The following is an 18,834-nucleotide window of genomic DNA, read 5'->3' on the forward strand; positions in this document are numbered from 1 at the left end:
TCAGACATCGCGCCGCACGTCGAACGCGTGCGTTTCCGGGGAGCCCAGGTAGTGCTGGCCGCGCATCCGGCACCAGGCCGGGATGTCGGTCGCCGCGGCCGGGTCGTCGGCCAGCACCCGCAGCGTCGCGCCGACCGGTAGTTCCGGAAGGCGCCGGGCCAGCGCGATGACCGGCAGCGGGCAGCGCTGGCCCCGGCAGTCGAGGATCTCGGTCACAGGTCCACCACCCCCGCCTCGGCGCGCAGGTCCGCCACGATGCCGGGCAGCTCCGCCAGGAAGCGGTCGACGTCGGCCTCCGTGCTGTCGCGGTGCAGCGAGACCCGCACGTTGCCGTGCGACAGCACGCCCATCGCGACCAGCACGTGGCTCGGCGTCAGCGTCGACGACGTGCACGACGAGCCGGACGAGACCGCGAACCCGCGCCGGTCCAGCGCGTGCAGCAGCGCCTCGCCGTCGACGTAGAGGCACGAGAACGTCACCAGGTGCGGCAGCCGGTCGGCCGGGTCGCCGACGACCTCGACGTCGGGTACGGTCGCGGCCACCGTCGCGCGGATCCGGTCGACCAGCACGCGGTGCCGCTCGGCTAGCGCCGCGGCCTCCGCCTGGGCCGCTCGCAGGGACGCCGCGGCCGCCACGATCGCCGGCAGGTCGGTGGACCGGTCGGTGCGCTCCTCGGACGGGCCGGTCTGGACGAAGCGGGTGCCCTTGCGCACCACCAACAGCCCGACTCCGGGTGGTCCGCCCCATTTGTGGGCACTGGCCGTGAGCAAAGACCAGCCGAACGGCAACGGCACGCGTCCGACCGACTGCGCAGCGTCCACATAGAGCGGCACGCCGTGCTGCGCGCAGGCCTCGCCGGCCGCCTCGACCGGCTGCACCGTGCCGACCTCGTGGCTGGCGCTGATCAGCGCGGCCAACGCGGTGCCGGGCTGCGCGGCCGCGTCAGCGAACGCCGCCAGGTCGACCCGGCCGAGCCGGTCCACACCCACCTCATGGGCCGTGCCACCAGCCGCGACGTGCCGTTCCGCGGCGTGCAGGACGGCCGAGTGCTCGATCGCCGAGTGCACGAGCCCGCGGCCGACGCGTTCCCGGGCGGCGAGCGCGCCGAGCACGGCCGCGTGCGCCGCCGCCGTGCCGCCCGCGGTGAACGACAGCTCGTCCGGACGCACCCCGAGCACCTCGGCGGTCGCGCCGCGGGCGGCGTCCAGCAGCTGCCGGGCCCGCCGCGCTCGTGAGTAGAGCCGGGCCGGATCGGCCCAGCCGTCGTCCAGCGCCGCGGCCAGTGCCTGCCTGGCCGCCGGGTGCAGCGGAGCGGCGCTCGCGGTGTCGAAATAGGCTTCGGAAACCCCCACGATCAAACGTTATCCCCGGACGGCGCGCCGACCCCCGGAGCGGTGTGACGACCTTGGTCGAGTAATGTGCGACCGTCGGTGACGGCAGGTGCGAGAGGGGCAGGACCACAACGTGTCCGCAGTGCGTTCGAAAGCGCGGTCGACGGCCGTCCGGTTGGCCGGTGTCGGCGTCGGCGGTGCGCTGCTGTTGCTGCTCTCCGGTTGCGACGTCGGCAGTCACGTCGACGGCTTCGGGTGGCCGCAGAACGGCATCACCGAGCAGTCCAAGCGGATGTACGACCTCTGGATCGGGTCGACCGTCGCCGCTCTGATCGTCGGCGTGTTCGTCTGGGCGCTGATCTTCTGGTGCGTCATCCGCTACCGCAAGCGGGGCGACAAGCTGCCGGTGCAGACCCGCTTCAACATGCCGATGGAGTTCCTCTACACCATCGCGCCGGTGCTGGTCGTCTCCGTGCTGTTCTACTACACGGCGATCGTGCAGACCGACGTCGACAAGACCACCGCGAACCCGGCCGTGACCGTCGAGGTCGAGGCGTTCAAGTGGAACTGGCAGTTCAACTACCAGTCCGGCCCGACCGAGGGTGGCCGGGTCGGCGAGACGGTCACGTCCACGCTGGGCACCACCGAGATCATCCCGATCCTCGTGCTGCCGACCGGTCGCACGATCCGGTTCGAGGAGACCAGCCGCGACGTCATCCACTCGTTCTGGGTGCCGGAGCTCCTGTTCAAGCGCGACGTCTTCCCGGGCAACGTGCGCAACGTCTTCGAGGTCACCATCGACCAGGAGGGCGCGTACGTCGGCCGCTGCGCCGAGCTGTGCGGCACGTACCACTCGATGATGAACTTCGAGCTGCGCGCCGTCTCGGGCGACAAGTACGACCAGTTCCTGGCCGCGAAGCAGGCCGGGCAGACGACGCAGCAGGCGCTCGAGACGATCGGTGAGGACCCGCTGGCGTCGACCACGTCACCGTTCCCGACGCGGCGTGACCTCTCGAACTTCAACCCGGGCGGCACCGCCGCCGGCACGGGCAACTGAAAGGCCGGCCATGCGCACCGAATGGAAACTGTTCAGCGTCATCTCCGCCTTCCTGTTCGTCGCCACGTTCGTCTACGCCTTCTGGACCAACGCGCAGACCCAGGGCATCGACTGGGTCGGCACGGTCGCCCTCGCGCTGAGCTTCCTGCTCACCACGATGTGCGGCGGCTTCTTCTGGTTCGTCAGCCGACGCATCGAGCCGCGCCCGGAAGACCGCTCGGACGGCGAGATCGCCGACGGTGCGGGTGAGATCGGCTTCTTCAGCCCGGGCAGCTACTGGCCGTTCGGCATCGCCCTGGCCGCCACGATCGCGGGCCTCGGCCTGGTGTTCTGGCAGGTCTGGCTGCTGGCCATCGGCCTGGTCTGCGTCGTCCTCGCCGCCTGCGGCCTGCTCTTCGAGTACTACACCGGCACCCGCCGCACCGCCGAACACTGATAACTTTTTCTTCGCGTAGGGCCGGCCCGGTTCGTCCGGGTCGGCCTTATTTTTTGCCCGGGTTCGCGATGGTCCGGACCGTTGCTCCCGCCGGGGACCGCTCCGCTTCGCTCCGCTGCCAGGCCCGCGCTGGGTCGCGCCCACGAGATCTAGGTAAGGGATTGCTGCTGGAGCAGCACCCGTTTACCCAGATCCGCGCCGCGTCGGCGCGTCGGCGAGCGACGCGCCGAAACGCGGCGCGCTGCCGGTCGGCGTGGTGCGGCGATTGCGCGCAAGCGCGAACGAGGCCGCCCGTAGGGCGGCCTCGTTGCGTTGGATCTCGGGTTACAGACCGTCGGCCTTAGCGGCTTGGGCGACCGTTACCCAGCGGTCCAGGAGGGCTGCTGCGGCGCCGCTGTCTACGGCGTTGGCGGCGCGTTCGTACGCCGTGCTCAGGGCCGGTAGGAGGTCGTCCGTGCCGCCTGCGTGGGCTACCAGGGCCGCTGCGGCGTTGACCAGGGTGGCGTCGCGGACCGGGCCGGTCTCGCCGGCCAGGACGCGGCGGGCCGCGTCGGCGTTGAAGGTCGCGTCGCCGCCGCGTAGGTCGCCCGGTGCCGAGCGGGGGAGGCCCAGGTCGACCGTGTCGAGGCGGGTCTCGCGGACCGCCCCGGAATGGGCCAGCCAGACCCGGGTCGGCGCGGCCGTGCTGATCTCGTCGAGGCCGTCCTCGCCGCGGACCACGAGCACCGAGTCGCCGCGGCCCGCGAACACCGCGGCCATCACCGGCGCCATGCGCTCGTCGAAGCAGCCGACCAGGCCGGAGCGGGGGCGCGCCGGGTTGCTCAGCGGGCCGAGGAAGTTGAAGGCGGTCGGCACGCCGATCTCGCGCCTGGTCGGGCCGGCGTGCCGCATGCCCGGGTGGAACCGGGCGGCGAAGCAGAAGCCGATGCCCGCCTCTTCGACGGTGCGGGCCACGCCGGCCGGGCCGAGCTCCAGCGGGATGCCGAAGTGCTCCAGCAGGTCGGCGGTGCCGCACAGCGACGACGCCGCGCGGTTGCCGTGCTTGACCACCCGCACGCCGCACGCGGCGACCACCATCGCCGCCATCGTCGAGATGTTGACCGTGTGCGCGCGGTCGCCGCCGGTGCCCACCACGTCCACCGCGTCGGCGCGGACGGACTCGGGCAGGTCGACCGTGACCGCCGCGGTGAGCATCGCCTCGACCAGGCCGCCGAGCTCGGCCGGGGTCTCGCCCTTGGCCCGCAGCGCCATCATGAACGCGGCGATCTGGGCGGGCGTGGCCGAGCCGGCCATGATCTCGCCCATCGCCCAGGCCGTGTCGGGCGTGGCGAGGTCCTCGTCGCGCAGCAGCGCGGCGAGCAGGTTGGGCCAGGTCCGATCGCCCATGCCGGGCCTCCCGTGTCGGGCCGGAGGTGTGGGGGGAACTCAGGCGGTGGTGACCGGCCCGCCGGAGGCGTACGAGCGGAGCATGGCCGCGACGGTGCGGCCGGTCTCGATCGGGTCGAGCGGGAACATCAGGGTGCCCTCGACCTGGGCGTAGGCGGCCAGCCAGCGATCCGCGGCCCGGGCCAGCACCAGGCAGACCGGCGGCGCGGCGTTGGGGCGGTCGTCCTTGATCTGCCGGGCCAGGCCCAGGCCACCGGCCGGGGTCGCCTCGCCGTCGAGCAGCATCAGGTCGATCTCGTAGTCGTCGACCAGGCGTACGCAGGCGTCGTAGTCGTCGGCCTCGACGAACTCGACCTGGAGGTCGGCGGCCGGTCGGGTGCCCACGGCCAGGCGCATCCGGTCGCGCACCTTCGGGTCGTCGCTGTAGAGCAGGACGGTGTACGTGCGGTCGGTCATCGAAAGGCTCCCACGTCGTTAGTCGTGCGCCGCCGATCGTACCGTCGCATCGTTTTGATCTTGAGCCCGCTCCCGGGCCTCCTGCCGGTCGAGCTCGCGGTCGATCCGGCGGGCCTCCCGCTCGGAGGCACGAATCCACTGCACCACCAGCACCGCGATCATCGTCACACTGACGAACTCGCCGCCCGCCCAGAGGATGCCGCCGGCCGCCCGCTGGTCGTCGAACGGGTTGGCCCAGGCCAGGTGCAGCGACGGGTACCAGTCGCCGCCCAGCAGCGTCTTGCTCTGCATGATGGTCAGCCCCAGCACCGTGTGGAACGGCACGGAGAGCAGCATCAGCAGGGCCCGGGCCGGGTACGGCCAGCGGCCGGGCAGCGGGTCCAGGCCGAGCAGCGGCCAGAAGAACAGGCAGCCGACCAGGATGAAGTGCGCGTGGGTGAGCTCGTGCAGCCACTCGTGCCGCAGGGTCTGCTCGTAGAGGCCGGTGAAGTAGAGCGCGAACGGCGTGGCCACGAACAGGCCGAACGCCACCAGCGGGAACGTGAGGACCTTCGCCACGTGGCTGTGCACCACGGCGAGCAGGCGGCTGCGGGGCGCTCCCTGGAGCGTACGCAGGGCCAGCGTCATCGGGGCGCCGAGCGCGAGGAAGATCGGCGCGCCCATGGACAACACCATGTGTTGCACCATGTGGACCGAGAGCAACGTCGTGTCGTACGCGTGCAGGCCACTGACCGTAACCGAGGCGATACCGCCGAGGCCCGGGAAGAGGAACAGCAGCGTGCGGGAGAGCGGCCAGCTGTCGCCGCGTGCGCGCAGCCGGTGCACGCCGTACAGGTAGAGGCCGGCCGCCACGACGAGGAGCACCGTCAGCCAGCTGTCGAGCTGGATCTCGGTGAACACCGACGCGATGGTGAACGGCGGGGGCGTCGCTTCTGCCAGGACCACGCAGCCAGGTTAGTCCCGGGTAGGTTGGTGGCATTTGCCGGGCCACGGCGCGCCGGACGCACCCCCGCGATCGTCTTCGGTGGTGGAGCGCAATAATGACCGCGTGACTGCGGCCCCAGCGATCGACAAGAGCCGGATCCATTCCCTGACGAGACCAAACATGGTCTCCGTGGGAACGATCGTCTGGCTCTCCAGTGAACTGATGTTCTTCGCGGCTTTGTTCGCGATGTACTTCTCCATTCGCGCTGCGGCGCCTGAGCTCTGGGCCGAACACACGCCCGAGCTCAACATCCCGTACGCGACGACGTTCACGGTGATCCTGGTGCTCTCGTCGATCACCTGCCAGATGGGTGTGTTCGCCGCCGAGCGCGGCGACGTCTACAAGCTGCGGCAGTGGTTCACGCTGACGTTCTTCATGGGCCTGACGTTCCTGTGCGGCCAGCTGTTCGAGTACCACACGCTGGTCGGCGAAGGCGTCAAGATCAACCAGGACGGCTACGGCTCCATGTTCTACCTGACCACCGGCTTCCACGGCCTGCACGTGGCCGGCGGTCTCCTCGCCTTCATCATCTACATGATCCGGACGACGATGGGGCGCTTCACCCCGGCGCAGGCGACGTCGGCGATCGTCGTGTCGTACTACTGGCACTTCGTCGACGTCGTGTGGATCGGTCTGTTCCTCATGATCTACGGTCTCCAGTGATCATGAACGTCACGTTTCCGACCCCCGCATCGTCCCAGGGACAAGGTCGCACACCCGTGAAGGACAAAGCCTGATGACATCTCCGCACCGGTCCGGCGGTTTGCTCGCCCGGATGCGCAGGAGGCGCGCCGTGCCGCGGAGCCGGGCCCGTCGCCGAGTCGCTTCGGCGCTCCGGCTGATCGCTGCCCTCGTCTTCGCCGGCGGCCTCTACACGGCGTTCGCGCCGGCCATCTCCGCCCAGGACGCACCGCTGTCCCCGGCCGCCATGGAGGGCAAGGCACTCTTCGACACGAGCTGCATCAGCTGCCATGGCATGAACGCCCAGGGCATCGAGGGCCGCGGCCCGAGCCTGATCGGCGTTGGCGGGGCCTCGGTCGAGTTCCAGGTCGGCACCGGCCGCATGCCGCTCGGCTCGCAGGGCGCGCAGGCGGTGGAGAAGCCCCCGGTGTTCAACGAGGAGCAGACCCGCCAGCTCGCGCAGTACGTGCAGGAGCTCGGCGGCGGTCCGCAGCTGCCGGAGGGCAACGACCTGCACTCGGGCGGCGACGTCGCCGCGGGCGGCCAGATCTTCCGCCTCAACTGCTCGTCCTGCCACGCCTTCGGCGGTGGCGGCGGTGCGCTGTCCTCGGGCAAGTTCGCCCCGCGGATCAGCGACACCGACGACCGGGTCATCTGGGCCGCGATGCTCTCCGGCCCGCAGAACATGCCCGTGTTCGGTGACAACCAGCTCACCCCGGACCAGAAGCGCGACGTGATCGCCTACATCCAGGAGACGCTGAAGGACCGCGACCCGGGCGGCTTCAACCTCGGCCGGCTCGGCCCGACGACCGAAGGCCTCGCGGTCTTCGTGGTGGGCATCACCGCGCTGATCTTCACGGCACTGTGGATTGCGGGGAAGTCATGACCGTCCAGACCACCGGATCCAACGGCAACGGCCACGGGTCGTCCGTTCCGGAGGAGATCGACTACGACGACCCGCGTACGACCCGGTTCGAGAAGGTCAAGGCCGCCGCCCGGCAGGACGGCGTCGACATCGTGCACTACGAGCCGCAGTTCCCCGAGCGGGGCTCGCGGCTCGAGAAGCGGATGTCCCGCAGCGTCGCGTTCATGTTCCTGCTGGTCGGGCTCTTCGGCACCGCGTTCGTCGTGCTCTACATCGTGTGGCCCTGGCGCTACGAGCAGGGCGACGTGATGATGAAGTACTACACGCCGCTGCTCGGTGCCACGCTCGGCCTGGCGCTGCTGTTCCTCGCCTTCGCGATCCTCACCTGGGGCAAGAAGCTGCTGCCCAAGGAGGTCTCGATCCAGGACCGGCACGACGGCGGGGCGCCCGAGGGCGATCGCCGGGCGGTCGGCCAGACCCTGGCCTACATGGTCGAGGAGCTCGGCGTGAAGCGGCGGCCCCTGCTCGGCCTCGCGGCCGCGGCGGGCCTCGCGCCGGTGGCCGTGGTCGTGGCGGCGCCGCTGGTCGGTGGGTTGATCAAGAACCCGCACGCCGACAACCAGATGTTCACCACCGGCTGGTCGCCGATCAAGGAGCCCAACGGCGGCACCCGGCTGGTCCGGCTGACCCGCGACGACGGCACCCCGATCCGGCCCGCCGACGTGAGCGCCGGTGGCCAGATGACGGTGTTCCCCGGCATCCCCGAGGGCGCCACCAACGCGCACGCCGACTCGCCGACGCTGCTGATCCACCTGCGGCCGGACGACGCGGCCGTGGCGCGGGCCAACAACGTCAAGGGCACCGGGCACGACAAGTTCGACCGCAGCGACTTCATGTACGGCGACTACATCGCGTACTCGAAGATCTGCACCCACGCGGGCTGCCCGGCGAGCCTCTACGAGCAGCAGACCAACCGGCTGCTCTGCCCCTGCCACCAGTCGCAGTTCCTCATCACCGACAACGCCAAGCCCGTCTTCGGTCCGGCAAGCCGCAGCCTGCCGCAGCTTCCGCTGGACGTCGACGAAGAGGGATACTTCGTGGCGAGGTCGGACTACCAGGCCACCGTCGGACCTGACTTCTGGGAGCGGCCGTGAAGCGCCGAAAGATTGACCTGAAGACCCTGCCGGCCAAGGCGGGCAACGAGGTCGAGGACCGGCTCGGCGTAGCCACCCCGCTGCGCAGCATCATCAACAAGGTCTTCCCCGACCACTGGTCGTTCCTGCTGGGCGAGATCGCGCTGTTCTCGTTCATCGTGCTGCTGCTGACCGGCACGTTCCTGACCCTCTTCTTCGAGCCTTCGCTCAAGGAGGTCACGTACGACGGCAGCTACACCCCGCTGCGGGGTGTGCACATGTCGGCGGCGTACGCGTCGTCGCTGGACCTGTCGTTCGACGTCCGTGGCGGTCTGGTCATGCGCCAGATGCACCACTGGTCGGCGCTGGTCTTCATGGCCGCGATCATCGTGCACATGCTGCGCATCTTCTTCACGGGTGCGTACCGCAAGCCGCGCGAGGTCAACTGGATCATCGGCTCGCTGCTGTTCTGGATCGGCTTCCTCGCCGGCTTCACCGGCTACTCGCTCCCGGACGACGCGCTCTCCGGCACGGGCCTGCGGATCGCCTCGGCGATCATGCTGTCCATCCCGCTGATCGGCACCTGGCTCACCTCGTCGATCTTCAACGGGGAGTTCCCGGGCGACATCATCATCAGCCGGTTCTTCATCGCGCACGTACTGCTGATCCCGGCGTTGCTGGTCGCGCTGATATCCGTGCACCTCGCGCTGGTGTTCAAGCAGAAGCACACGCAGTGGCCCGGCCCCGGCCGCACCAACACCAACGTGGTCGGCGAGCGGTTCTTCCCCCGCTACACGATCAAGCAGGCCGGCTTCTTCATGGCCGTGGCCGGCGTGATCGCGGTGCTGGCCGGTGCGCTCCAGATCAACCCGATCTGGCTGTTCGGCCCGTACGAGGCCGGTGTCGTGTCGGCGGCGTCGCAGCCCGACTGGTACGTCATGTTCCTCGACGGCTCGACCCGTCTGATGCCCGCCTGGCAGATCAACATCGGGATCGGCAACGGGTACGTCATCCCGCCGATCTTCTGGCCGACGGTGGTGCTGCCCGGAATCCTGACCACCTTGCCGCTGCTCTATCCGTTCATAGAGGCGCGGCTCAACAAGGACAACAAGATCCACAACCTGCTGCAGCGCCCGCGTGACGTGCCCCAGCGCACCGCACTCGGCGCCATGGCGGTGTCGTTCTTCCTGGTGCTGACGCTGTCCGGCGGCAACGACGTGATCGCCGACAAGTTCAACATCAGCCTGAACGCGATGACCTGGGCCGGCCGGATCGGGTTGCTGATCGTGCCGCCGATCGCCTACTGGGTCACCTACCGGATCTGCCTGGGCCTCCAGCAGCACGACCGCGAGGTGCTCGCACACGGCGTCGAGACGGGCATCATCCGGCGCTCGCCGGACGGGCGCTTCTACGAGGTGCACCAGCCGCTGGGCCACGACCACGAGGCTCTTCCTTATGCGGGTTGGGTCGTCCCGAAGAAGATGAACCGCCTGGGCGCGCTCGGCCCGGCGCTCAAGGGCTTCTTCCGGCCGCTCGAACGCCCCGCCGAGGCTCCGGTCTCACCGGGCCACCCGCCGGTCGAGGCGGCGCCGGAGCGGCGCGAGATCGAGTCCAAGCACTGAGGTTGTTTCGTCGAAGGGCGAGGATCCCACTGGGGTCCTCGCCCTTCGCGCGTACGGCGACACGCCGACGCACTTCCCACGGTGCGACCACGGAGCGTGGCAGCGTGACCCGTGAGTGGTGATGACGGCCACTCGCGTTCGGGTTCCGCTCTTCGAAAGGAGACGCCATGCGTGGCGAGGAGGAACTCACCTGCTCGGTGTGTGGCACCCAGCTGCCGCCCGCACGGCCGGGCGACGCACCTGAGCTGATGTGCGAGGGCTGCGGCACGGCCGTGGTGGTCGCCCCGATCACGGTCTGGCTCCGCTCCAGCCGCAAGGGCGGCGTAGCCCCGGTCCAACGCACCGCGGCCTAGCACCGCTTAGCGCCGATCCGGTCGGGGGTGGCGCCCTCGCGGGGGTGGGTGGCGGCGGTTAGCGGTGGGGCGGGAGGGTGTCGAACCAGTCGCGGATCAGTGTGGTGACCGGCTCGGGTGCGCGTACCCATGCGAAATGGGCCGGTCGTCCCTCGGCCTCGATCCGCGCGATGCGCTCGCGGCGCACGGTGGCCCGGCGCAGCTTGGCGGTCGTGTGGTCGACCGCCTCGTGCGGTGTGTAGACGTCGTCGTCGATGCTGACCGCCAGCACGGGGGTGGTCACCTCGGTCATCGCGGCGTCGGCGCCCGGGAACGCGCCGGTGCGGGCGGAACGAGCCCAGTCCCGCATGACGCCGCTGGCCTGCCGGCCGCCGAAGGTCCAGCCGGGCCAGAAGCCCAGCACGCTCGCGACCGCGCCGATCGCCTGCGTGTATGCCCGGATGACCTGGCCGTGCCGCGGATAGGACCGCCAGTAGGGGATCGCGGCCGCCACCAGGGCGATGCCGTCGACCGGCGCGCCGGGTGCGGTCGCCAGGTGGAGCAAGCCGGCCTGGCCGCCGAGCGAATGGCCGACCAGCACGATCCGGCGGTCGTCGGCCTTGAGCTCGTCGAGCACAGCGCCGACGTCGCCGGCCAGGTCCGTGTAGCCGTAGCGGGACGAGCGGCTCGGCCGCGGTGTGCTGTCGCCGGTGCCGCGCAGGTCCGCGACCACCACCTCGAAGCCGGCGGCACCCAGGGACTCCGCCAGCGGGCGGTAGAACCGGGCGGCGGCGCCCATCGCGGGCAGCACCACGGCGACCGGCGCGGTGGGGGAGGGCGAGGGGTAGTGGTGCAGCGCGAGCCGGTCGGACCCGCGGTCGACGAACCGCTGCTCAGTCGGACTCACGGAGACCGATCGCGAACGCCTCTTCGAGGTCGTGCTGCGAGTAGGCCCGGAACGCGATGTGGGTGTCGGTGCTGACCACACCGTCGACCTTGGAGATGCCGCCCGCGATCACGTCGGCGATCTGGTCGAACTCGCGGACCCGGACGATCGCGATCAGGTCGACGCCGCCGGCGACGGAGTAGACCTCGCTGACGCCGTCGATGTCGGCCAGCTTCTCGGCCACCTCGGGGATCGAGTCGGCGGCGCAGTCGATCAGGACGATCGCGGTGATCACCGATGGGCTCCTCTCGTCGTGCCTGGGGGCATGCTATCGGCCCGGGACGGTCAGCTGCTGGCCCGCCCGGATCACGTGGTCGAGCCGCTCGCCCGCCGCGACGACGGCACCCGGCCAGACGACGCTGTCGGTGACGTCGCCGGCCACGATGGCACCGTCACCGACCACGGACCGCACGCAGCGCCCGGTGACGGTGCCGGCGACCAGGTTGCCGCCGGCCGCGGCGTGCAGGTTGGCGGCCAGGTAGTCGCGCGGCGTACCCGTGTCGAAGAAGACCCCGTCGAACGGCACCACGTCGAGCTCACCGTCGGCCTCGGCCGGTCGCCAGACCGTGTGGACGAGCTCGGCCGGGGTGGCGGCGAGGTCGCGCACGCGGCGCCACGGCAGCAGCGAGAGCCCGACGAACCGGTGCCCGCTGAACAGTCCCGGCCGGTGCTCGCTGACGGGTTGGCCGAGCAGCCGGACGGTCTCGCCGTCCCAGCCGTCCAGGATTCTTCGCGGGTCACCGCCGGCGAGGTACGCGTCGGCGTTGGCGACCATTACCCCGCGGCCCCCGATCCAGTCGCGCAGGTTGCCGAGGCCGCCGGAGGTGCCCAGCGGGTGGTCGGGCTCGACGGAGAGGTGGGCCCGGTCGCCGGTGTGCGCGACCACCTGGTCGCCGAGGTAGCTGGCGTTGACGGCGACGTCGGCCGGCCCGCTCAGCCCGAACCCGGCGACGCGGGCGAGGGCGAGGTCGAGCAGGGGTACGTTGCCGACCGGGCAGAGCGCCTTGGGCACCGTGCCGGTCAGCGGCCGCAGCCGTTGCCCTTCGCCGGCCGCCAGCACGACGGCGCAGAGGTCACCCATCGTGGCTCGGCGCCGACGGCCGGTCCCAGCTGGTCGGGTCGTCCGGCGCGACGAGCGGGCCGATGCCGTAGTACGCGAGGAGCCGCTGGGTCGACAGGGTCAGCCGCGGCAGGTCGTCGATCGGGTGGAAGGCCGCCTCGTACACCTCGGCGCCGTCGACCTCCAGCACGGTGGTCGACGCCGGGACCTCCAGTTCGAACACCATGTCGACCCAACCCTTGGCGTGTACGACCGCGTTGGGCACGGCCGGCGTCAGGGCCCGAGGGTCCACTGTGATGCCGGACTCCTCGGCGAGCTCGCGGGCCGCACCGACGATCGGCGGCTCACCGCGTTGCAGCAACCCGGCCGGCAACCCCCACCCCTTGCCGGGCGGCTGGCGCAGCAGCAGCAACCGCCCAGGAGCGGGCGCTTCGGAGTCGCGGACGAGGACCACACCGCCGACGATGTACTTGGGCACGAACGTCCGCACGATCCGCCTGCGCACCGGATGCGGAAGCCGGTAGAAAACTCCGTAGACGAAAGCACGCATCACGCGGCGGCGGGGTTCCACAAAGCAAGGCTAGAGGCAGCCCATCGCAAGAGGCTCGCCGACTGCCGACACAGGCGGACGGGCACGGGGTCCGCCGTCTGCGGCCGGCGTCGGACTTAGGCTTCTAGCAGCTCTCGGACCTTGTGATCCGTTGCTTCGAAGACCGGCCATCCGGCGGTGTGGCAACCGGCGGCGTGCAGCGCCGTCCGAAGGTCCATGAGGAAAGCCGCGGCTGCCATCGTGAAGTCGTTGGCGGTGACGCTGGCCGCGAAGTCGGCCACGCGATCCCCTAGGCGGGCCGCCAGGTTGGCCTCGCGACCGATGTTGTCGAGCTGCAGGACGACTTCGTCGAGGAACTCTTCGAACTGTTCGTCGGTGCCGTGGGGGGTGCTGACGAAGGTCATCTCCACCGCGAGATGAAACTCGTTCATTCTTCCTCCCAGCAGGTCGCACGCTTCAGTTGAAGCCTGAAGTTTCGAAGGTAGTACCTTCCCGACGGGGTGGTTGCCATCATGATCATGCACTTACACTCATTCGGACATTTGAGCTTAAAGTGCCTGTTTCCTCCGCCGTTGATCGTCCACTTCGCTGCTTCCAGCTTCTTTAGCAGCTCCTCGTAGTCACCACCGTAAGCGTGACGAGGACGTGACACCTGGTAAACGCTCCTCGTGAGTAGAGGTTACCGACCTGTAAGACGGCGCGTAACCCCCGCGAGTTCGCCTGGGCAGTCCGTCCAGTGAGCACTTTGCCGCAGGCTGTAGCGAGCGATCGGACAATTCGTCCGGGTTGATGGTGTCAGGTGGCCGACCGTCGGGCCGGAGGCTGCTATTCCCGGCGGTCGACGAGGGCGACCAGGCGGTCGACCACGGACTCCGGTGTGATGGCGCGGTCGAAGACCGCCACCAGCAGGGTTTCCAGGTCGGGGTAGCCCATCTCGTCGGCGAGTTGGCGCAGCGGCTGGTCGTTGGCCAGGCCCCGGTCGTGGCGGCGTAGGGCCAGGCCGATCGTGGCCCGGCCCAGGCGGACCTTGTCGGGGATGCTGATGCCGGGCTCGTCGTGGTCGGCGAACCAGCGGTTGATCTGCATCTGGGCCTGGGGCGACTTGACGAAGCCGAGCCACTCCTTGCGGGGCCCGGCCGGCACGGCCGCGCTCTCGGTCGAGTCGGCCTCGGTGAAGATCTCGACCACGTCGCCGTCGTTGAGCTCCGATGACAGGGGGGCCAGACGGCCGTTGATGGTGGCGGCCAGGCAGTGGTCGCCGCGCTCGGTGGCCAGCTCGTAGGCCAGGTCGACCGGGGTCGAGCCCGACGGCAGGACGATCTGGCGGCTCTCGGCGAACACCTGGATCTGCGACTCGGCGAGGTCGCAGCGCAGCGACTCGAGGAACTGCGCGGCGTCGGAGGTGGCCTGTTCCCAGTCGAGTACGCGGCGCAGCCAGGCGAGCTGCTCCATCCGGGACTCGGCCATGGCGGCCGGGGTCTTGGGATAGCGGAAGTGCGCGGCGATGCCGTATTCGGCCAGCTGGTGCATCGACTCGGTGCGGATCAGCACCTCGACCGAACGGTCGTCGGGGCCGATCACCGTGGTGTGCAGCGAGCGGTAGAGGTTGTTCTTCGGCGACGCGATGAAGTCTTTGAACCGGCCCGGGACCGGCCGCCAACAACCGTGGATCGCGCCGAGCGCGGCGTAGCAGTCGGTGTCGGTGCCGTCGACGACGACCGCGATCCGGGGCAGGTCGTGCGGCACCGCGTAGCCGGCCTCGACCGTGTCCTTCCAGATCGAGTAGTAGTGCCGGGGTCGGGCCGTGACGGTCGCGGTCACCCGGCTGCGGCGCAGCGTCGTCTTGGCGCGGAGCGCGACCTCCGTCACGTATTCGTCCCAGCCGGTGCGGGCCTGGACGTGCTCGTCGACCGTCGCGTAGCCCTCGGGCTCCAGGTGGTAGAGCACCACGTCGTCGAGCTCGCGCTTGAGCAGCTGGATGCCGAGCCGGTCGCAGAGGGGCACCAGCACGTCGAGGGTCGCCTTGGCGATCCGGGCCCGCGAGGAGGGGGAGCGGGCGTCGAGGGTGCGCATGTTGTGCAGCCGGTCGGCCAGCTTGATGATCAGCACCCGGACGTCTTTGCCGGCGGCGACCAGCATCTTGCGGATCGTCTCGGCCTCGGCCGCCTTGCCGTAGAACGCCTTGTCGAACTTGGTCACGCCGTCGACCAGGTGGGCCACCTCGGGACCGAAGTCGCCGTCGAGCGCCTGGAGCGTGTAGCGGGTGTCTTCGACCGTGTCGTGCAGCAGCGCCGCCACCAGGGTGGTGGTGTCCATGCCCAGCTCGGCGAGGATCTGCGCGACCGCGAGCGGGTGCGTGATGAACGGCTCGCCGCTCTTGCGGAACTGGCCGCGGTGCATGCTCTCGGCGATGCCGTACGCCCGGCGGAGCACACCGGCGTCGCCCGCGTGCACCTCGCGGTGGGTGCGGACCAGCCGCCCGACCGGGTCGTCGTCGGACGCGGGCCAGGACAGGAACGTCCGTAGCCGGCGGGAGATGGGCAGGTCGCTGGATTGGACAGGCACCACACGACCCAGCGCGGCGCCGTGACCGGCGTCGACATCCACGCCCGCACACCTCCTGACGAGGCCAGCACCCGCGAATCGTGCCTTCGCCCGGGAAATCGGGCGAGACAGTCACGAGTGCATTTCTCTACCAGACTAAGTCACGCACCGTAGTCCAAATGGTCAGTTGCTTCTGTGCGAACGGGTGAGTCTGCCGATTAGGCCAGGGCTTCCGCCTTTCGGAGCAACTCCCGGTAGCGGCCTGCTCCACGGACGGGCGACGCCCAGCCGGCGGACGCCTCCACCAGTCGGGTGTCGGGTTTCTCCAACCAGGACAAAATTCGCTCGGTCTCCTCGGCGGTCGCGCTCGGAACCGGGCCGTGGCCGGGCAGCACCGTCTCGGCCGTCGCGCGGAGCATCTCGATCGTCGCGCGTGGATGCACCCGGGGTGGCGAGTTGCCGGCCGCGGCCAGCCGCCCCTGCCGCACGATCGCGAGCTCCCACCCGCCGTCGCCGGCCCGCCGCGCCGCGACGAGCTCGGTGATCGAGGTGAGGCCGAAGAGCCGCTGCATCCGGACGGCCGCCCGTAGCACCGCGGCCAGCCGGCCGCGGATCACCGCCGCGTCTTCGTAGCGGCGCGCGTCGGACAGCACCGAGATGCGGCTGAGCAGCGCCTCGACCACCGCCCGCGGGTCGCCCGTGGTCGCCGAGCGAAAGGGTGCGGCGGCGGCCTCCTCGTACGCCTCCGGACTGATCTTGTGCTCGCACGGCGCCGCGCATTTGCCCAGCTCGGCCAGCGCGCACGCGGGCGTCGTGGTCTTGGCCGAGAGGCGCAGGGTGCACTGCCGGAGCGGGATCGCGTCGTGCACCGCCGCCGCGGCCAGGTCGGCGGCCCGCTTGGAGGTGAAGGGCCCGAGGTAGGCGGTGTCGCCCTCGGCCAGCGCGCGCACCACCGACAGCCGCGGGTAGGGCTCGTCGGTGAGCTTGAGCCAGACCACCCGCTCCGGGAACTTCGAGCGCCGGTTGTAGGGCGGGGCATGCGCAGCGATCAGCCGGAGCTCACGGATCTCGGCCTCCAGCCCGTGCGCGCACTCGACGGCGTCGACCCGCTCCGCGGCGTTGAGCATCTCGGACATCCGGGCGCGCTTCTCGGCGGCGGTGAAGTAGCTGCGGACCCGGGTGGCGATGTCGACCGAGGTGCCGACGTAGAGCGGGCGGTCGTCGGCGGCCCGGAAGATGTAGACCCCGGGACCGTGCGGCAGTCCCTCGGCCAGGTGTCGCTTGCGCCGCTGGGTCGGGGTGACCGCCTTCTGGAACTCGATCGCGTCGCCGACCGTGGTCACGTTGTGGCTGCCCAGCCGGCCGATCATGGCGTGCAGCACGTCGACCGTGGCCAGGGCGTCGTCGAGCGCCCGGTGGGTGGGCTGGCGGGCGGTGCGGAAGTGCGCGGCCAGCGTGCCCAGCTTGCGGTTGGGCACCTCGTCGCGGAGGAGCACCCGGCGGGCCAGCGCGGCGGTGTCGAGGACCCGCGGGTTGGGCCAGGTGTAGCCGAACTTGGCGCACGCCGCCTTGAGGAAGCCCACGTCGTAGGGCGCGTTGTGGGCCACCAACACGGCGCCCTGGATGAACTCGAGGAACGGCGGCAGCACCTCTTCGATCGGCGGCGCGGGCAGCACCATCGCCTCGGTGATGCCGGTCAGCACCGTGATGAACGGCGGGATCGGCTGGCCCGGGTTGACCAGCGTGGCCAGCACGCCCAGCTCGTCGCCGCCGCGCACCTTGACCGCACCGACCTCGGTGATGCCCCCGCCGTCGGGCGCGCCGCCGGTGGTCTCGAGGTCGACCACCACGAAGGTCGTGTCGCGCAGGCTGGTCGCGGCAGCGGTCAGCACGCCGTCGAGCGTGCCCTGGACGAAGAGCGGTTCCACCACGTGCAGGACGTTAGAACGCCGGTACGACACTTCTGTCGCACGGGCCCCAGGCGTTTCGCCGTACCCGGTGAGAAAAGATCGACTACATCGACGGGCGCCGGAGTGGCGGTCGGTGGGAGACTTGCTCCATGTCCGAGCCCGAACCGCGCGACGGCCGCCTTCCCGAGGAAGCGGTCCCGCCGTCGTACGCCGGTCCGGAGCCGGAAGCCGAGCCTCTCCTGCCCGAGCCGGTCCGCCAGCGCGTCGTCGCGCTGGCCGCCTCCGCGCTGCCCGGCCTGCCCTTCGACGAGCAGCCCGTGCCGCTGCGCCGGGTGGCCAAGTTCGCGCCCAACCGGCGGGCCCGGCTGGGTGGCCCCGCCATCGCCGCGCAGCTCTCCGCCGACTCGCTGTTCCGCCAGCGGATCTCCACCCGGGTGATCGCCGAGGTCGGTGACCTGGGCGCCGCCGTCCTCGAGGGCATCTGCCCGGCCGCCGCCGACCCGGTCGAGGTCGCCGCGCTGGCCTATCTTGCCCGGCCGACCGGCTGGCGTGAGCTGGTCGAAGCGGCCGGCGACGCGGTCCGCGCGGAGGCCGACAGCGCCGCCGTAGCCGGCCTGGTCCGCGACGCCGAGCAGCGCACCGCGCGGGCCGAGCACGACCGCGCCGTCGCCCGCAGCGAGGCCGACAAGCTCCGCGACGAGCTGGCCCGGGTCAGTGCCGAGCTCGGATCGCTCCGCGAGGAGCTGCGGGTGCAGGCCCGGTCGCTGCGCGAGCTGCAGACCCGCGAGCGCAAGGCGACCGAGATGCTCGCCACCGAGAAGGGCCGGGCCGCCCGCGCCGCCGCCGACCACGACGCCGAGCTGCGCCGGGTGCGCGCCCGGCTCGCGGAGGCGGAGACCGTGGCCGGCAGCGCGCGGCAGAGCGCCAAGGAGGCGCGCTCGGTCGACGACGCGCGGCTGTGGCTCCTGCTGGAGACGATCGGCCAGGCCGCCGTCGGGTTGCGCCGCGAGCTCGCCCTCGAACCCACCGACCGGCGCCCGGCCGACTACGTGGCCGAGGCGCACGGCGACCAGCCCGGCACCCCCGCCTCCGCCGCCCGCGCGCTCGACACCGACGACCCCGCCCGCCTCGACCAGCTGCTCGCCCTGCCGCGCGCCCATCTGGTGGTCGACGGATACAACGTCACCAAACGGGGGTACGGCGAGATGTCGCTCGAACAGCAGCGCAAGCGGCTGATCACGGGCCTCGGCGGGATCGCGGCGCAGACCGGCGACGAGGTGACGGTGGTCTTCGACGGCGCCGAGCGGGTGCACGGCCTGCCACCGGCGCCGCGTGGTGTCCGGGTGCTGTTCTCCCGCAAGGGCGAGACCGCCGACGAGCTGATCCGGCGGTTGGTCCGCGCCGAGCCGGCCGGGCGGCCGGTGGTGGTGGTGAGTTCGGACCGTGAGGTCGCCGATGGTGTACGCCGGCACGGCGCCTACCCGCTGGGCGCGGATGCCCTGGTCAGGCGGTTGTCCCGGAGTTGACCCGGCATTTTTGT

20 protein-coding genes are annotated in these 18,834 nt (G+C 70.8%); 8 read left to right on the top strand and 12 right to left on the bottom strand.

Translation table 11 applies throughout. The features are described 5' to 3' along the window. Both CHC05_RS20580 and CHC05_RS20585 read right to left on the bottom strand, forming a co-directional pair. The gene (locus tag CHC05_RS20580; RefSeq protein ID WP_089251264.1) at positions 1–216 is read right to left on the bottom strand and encodes a sulfurtransferase TusA family protein; all 216 of its coding nucleotides are present in this window, start codon (positions 214–216) and stop codon (positions 1–3) included. Continuing rightward, positions 213–1,352: a cysteine desulfurase family protein gene (locus CHC05_RS20585; RefSeq protein WP_089251266.1), complete on the bottom strand. Its 1,140-nt coding sequence runs from the start codon at positions 1,350–1,352 to the stop codon at positions 213–215. Before CHC05_RS20585 ends, CHC05_RS20580 begins: the two co-directional genes overlap by 4 nt. A 112-nt stretch (positions 1,353–1,464) precedes the next feature. On the opposite strand from CHC05_RS20585, the gene ctaC reads away from it, so the two are divergent. Together ctaC and CHC05_RS20595 are read left to right on the top strand one after the other, a co-directional pair. After that, positions 1,465–2,388, top strand: a complete 924-nt coding sequence (ctaC, locus tag CHC05_RS20590; RefSeq protein WP_425426809.1) for an aa3-type cytochrome oxidase subunit II — start codon at positions 1,465–1,467, stop codon at positions 2,386–2,388. Positions 2,389–2,398: 10 nt separating this feature from the next. Further along, positions 2,399–2,824, top strand: a complete 426-nt coding sequence (locus tag CHC05_RS20595) for a cytochrome c oxidase subunit 4 (protein WP_089251270.1) — start codon at positions 2,399–2,401, stop codon at positions 2,822–2,824. Positions 2,825–3,148: 324 nt separating this feature from the next. Here the strand turns inward: CHC05_RS20595 and trpD are convergent, their stop codons facing one another. The 3 genes from trpD to CHC05_RS20610 are packed head-to-tail and all read right to left on the bottom strand — an operon-like array spanning position 3,149 to position 5,611. After that, complete coding sequence (trpD, locus tag CHC05_RS20600; protein ID WP_089251272.1) at positions 3,149–4,210, bottom strand: anthranilate phosphoribosyltransferase; 1,062 nt, start codon at positions 4,208–4,210, stop codon at positions 3,149–3,151. 39 nt (positions 4,211–4,249) lie between these two features. Then, a complete protein-coding gene (locus CHC05_RS20605; protein ID WP_089251274.1) occupies positions 4,250–4,666 on the bottom strand; it encodes a response regulator in 417 nt (138 codons plus the stop codon). Positions 4,667–4,684: 18 nt separating this feature from the next. Then, positions 4,685–5,611: a cytochrome c oxidase assembly protein gene (locus CHC05_RS20610; protein ID WP_089251276.1), complete on the bottom strand. Its 927-nt coding sequence runs from the start codon at positions 5,609–5,611 to the stop codon at positions 4,685–4,687. Positions 5,612–5,714: 103 nt separating this feature from the next. On the opposite strand from CHC05_RS20610, the gene ctaE reads away from it, so the two are divergent. The 5 genes from ctaE (at position 5,715) to CHC05_RS20635 (ending at position 10,305) form a co-directional block, all read left to right on the top strand. Then, the gene (gene ctaE, locus CHC05_RS20615; protein WP_089251278.1) at positions 5,715–6,314 is read left to right on the top strand and encodes an aa3-type cytochrome oxidase subunit III; all 600 of its coding nucleotides are present in this window, start codon (positions 5,715–5,717) and stop codon (positions 6,312–6,314) included. 73 nt (positions 6,315–6,387) lie between these two features. Further along, positions 6,388–7,218 (top strand): cytochrome bc1 complex diheme cytochrome c subunit, encoded by an 831-nt coding sequence (gene qcrC / locus CHC05_RS20620; RefSeq protein WP_089251280.1) that lies wholly within the window; start codon positions 6,388–6,390, stop codon positions 7,216–7,218. Beyond that, positions 7,215–8,351 carry a cytochrome bc1 complex Rieske iron-sulfur subunit gene (gene qcrA / locus CHC05_RS20625; protein WP_089251282.1) on the top strand — a complete coding sequence of 379 codons (1,137 nt, stop codon included), beginning with the start codon at positions 7,215–7,217 and terminating at the stop codon, positions 8,349–8,351. The genes qcrC and qcrA overlap by 4 nt, the downstream gene beginning before the upstream one ends. Further along, complete coding sequence (qcrB, locus tag CHC05_RS20630; protein WP_089251284.1) at positions 8,348–9,952, top strand: cytochrome bc1 complex cytochrome b subunit; 1,605 nt, start codon at positions 8,348–8,350, stop codon at positions 9,950–9,952. The genes qcrA and qcrB overlap by 4 nt, the downstream gene beginning before the upstream one ends. Before the next feature lie 167 nt (positions 9,953–10,119). Beyond that, a complete protein-coding gene (locus CHC05_RS20635; protein ID WP_089251286.1) occupies positions 10,120–10,305 on the top strand; it encodes a hypothetical protein in 186 nt (61 codons plus the stop codon). A gap of 58 nt (positions 10,306–10,363) precedes the next feature. On the opposite strand, the gene CHC05_RS20640 is transcribed toward CHC05_RS20635, so the two are convergent. The 7 genes from CHC05_RS20640 to CHC05_RS20670 all read right to left on the bottom strand — a co-directional run bounded on the left by CHC05_RS20640 (position 10,364) and on the right by CHC05_RS20670 (position 17,312). After that, on the bottom strand, positions 10,364–11,191 hold the full coding sequence (locus tag CHC05_RS20640; RefSeq protein WP_089251288.1) for an alpha/beta hydrolase family protein: 828 nt from the start codon (positions 11,189–11,191) through the stop codon (positions 10,364–10,366). Next, complete coding sequence (locus CHC05_RS20645) at positions 11,178–11,465, bottom strand: Lrp/AsnC family transcriptional regulator (RefSeq protein ID WP_089251290.1); 288 nt, start codon at positions 11,463–11,465, stop codon at positions 11,178–11,180. The genes CHC05_RS20640 and CHC05_RS20645 overlap by 14 nt, the downstream gene beginning before the upstream one ends. Positions 11,466–11,498: 33 nt before the next feature. Then, on the bottom strand, positions 11,499–12,311 hold the full coding sequence (locus CHC05_RS20650; protein ID WP_089251292.1) for a nucleotidyltransferase family protein: 813 nt from the start codon (positions 12,309–12,311) through the stop codon (positions 11,499–11,501). Then, complete coding sequence (locus CHC05_RS20655) at positions 12,304–12,840, bottom strand: NUDIX hydrolase (protein ID WP_089251294.1); 537 nt, start codon at positions 12,838–12,840, stop codon at positions 12,304–12,306. Before CHC05_RS20655 ends, CHC05_RS20650 begins: the two co-directional genes overlap by 8 nt. Before the next feature lie 116 nt (positions 12,841–12,956). Next, entirely contained in the window at positions 12,957–13,271 is a 315-nt protein-coding gene (locus CHC05_RS20660) for a hypothetical protein (protein ID WP_089251296.1), read from the bottom strand. Positions 13,272–13,665: 394 nt separating this feature from the next. Then, on the bottom strand, positions 13,666–15,447 hold the full coding sequence (locus CHC05_RS20665) for a RelA/SpoT family protein (RefSeq protein ID WP_089251298.1): 1,782 nt from the start codon (positions 15,445–15,447) through the stop codon (positions 13,666–13,668). Positions 15,448–15,602: 155 nt separating this feature from the next. Next, a complete protein-coding gene (locus CHC05_RS20670) occupies positions 15,603–17,312 on the bottom strand; it encodes a DEDD exonuclease domain-containing protein (RefSeq protein WP_425426818.1) in 1,710 nt (569 codons plus the stop codon). A 131-nt stretch (positions 17,313–17,443) separates the two neighbouring features. Here CHC05_RS20670 and CHC05_RS20675 point away from each other — a divergent pair, with 131 nt between their 5' ends. Next, entirely contained in the window at positions 17,444–18,820 is a 1,377-nt protein-coding gene (locus CHC05_RS20675) for an NYN domain-containing protein (protein WP_089251300.1), read from the top strand. Positions 18,821–18,834: the final 14 nt, after the last annotated feature.

The organism is Asanoa hainanensis (assembly GCF_900188485.1).
Classification (GTDB): Bacteria; Actinomycetota; Actinomycetes; order Mycobacteriales; family Micromonosporaceae; genus Asanoa; species Asanoa hainanensis.

Excerpts from the sequence above, each read along its gene's own strand:
- qcrC (WP_089251280.1), top strand. The coding sequence starts at position 6,388 with ATGACATCTCCGCACCGGTCCGGCGGTTTGCTCGCCCGGATGCGCAGG.
- CHC05_RS20595 (WP_089251270.1), top strand. The coding sequence starts at position 2,399 with ATGCGCACCGAATGGAAACTGTTCAGCGTCATCTCCGCCTTCCTGTTC.
- trpD (WP_089251272.1), bottom strand. The coding sequence starts at position 4,210 with ATGGGCGATCGGACCTGGCCCAACCTGCTCGCCGCGCTGCTGCGCGAC.
- CHC05_RS20655 (WP_089251294.1), bottom strand. The coding sequence starts at position 12,840 with ATGCGTGCTTTCGTCTACGGAGTTTTCTACCGGCTTCCGCATCCGGTG.
- qcrA (WP_089251282.1), top strand. The coding sequence starts at position 7,215 with ATGACCGTCCAGACCACCGGATCCAACGGCAACGGCCACGGGTCGTCC.
- CHC05_RS20605 (WP_089251274.1), bottom strand. The coding sequence starts at position 4,666 with ATGACCGACCGCACGTACACCGTCCTGCTCTACAGCGACGACCCGAAG.
- CHC05_RS20660 (WP_089251296.1), bottom strand. The coding sequence starts at position 13,271 with ATGAACGAGTTTCATCTCGCGGTGGAGATGACCTTCGTCAGCACCCCC.
- CHC05_RS20635 (WP_089251286.1), top strand. The coding sequence starts at position 10,120 with ATGCGTGGCGAGGAGGAACTCACCTGCTCGGTGTGTGGCACCCAGCTG.
- CHC05_RS20650 (WP_089251292.1), bottom strand. The coding sequence starts at position 12,311 with ATGGGTGACCTCTGCGCCGTCGTGCTGGCGGCCGGCGAAGGGCAACGG.
- CHC05_RS20675 (WP_089251300.1), top strand. The coding sequence starts at position 17,444 with ATGTCCGAGCCCGAACCGCGCGACGGCCGCCTTCCCGAGGAAGCGGTC.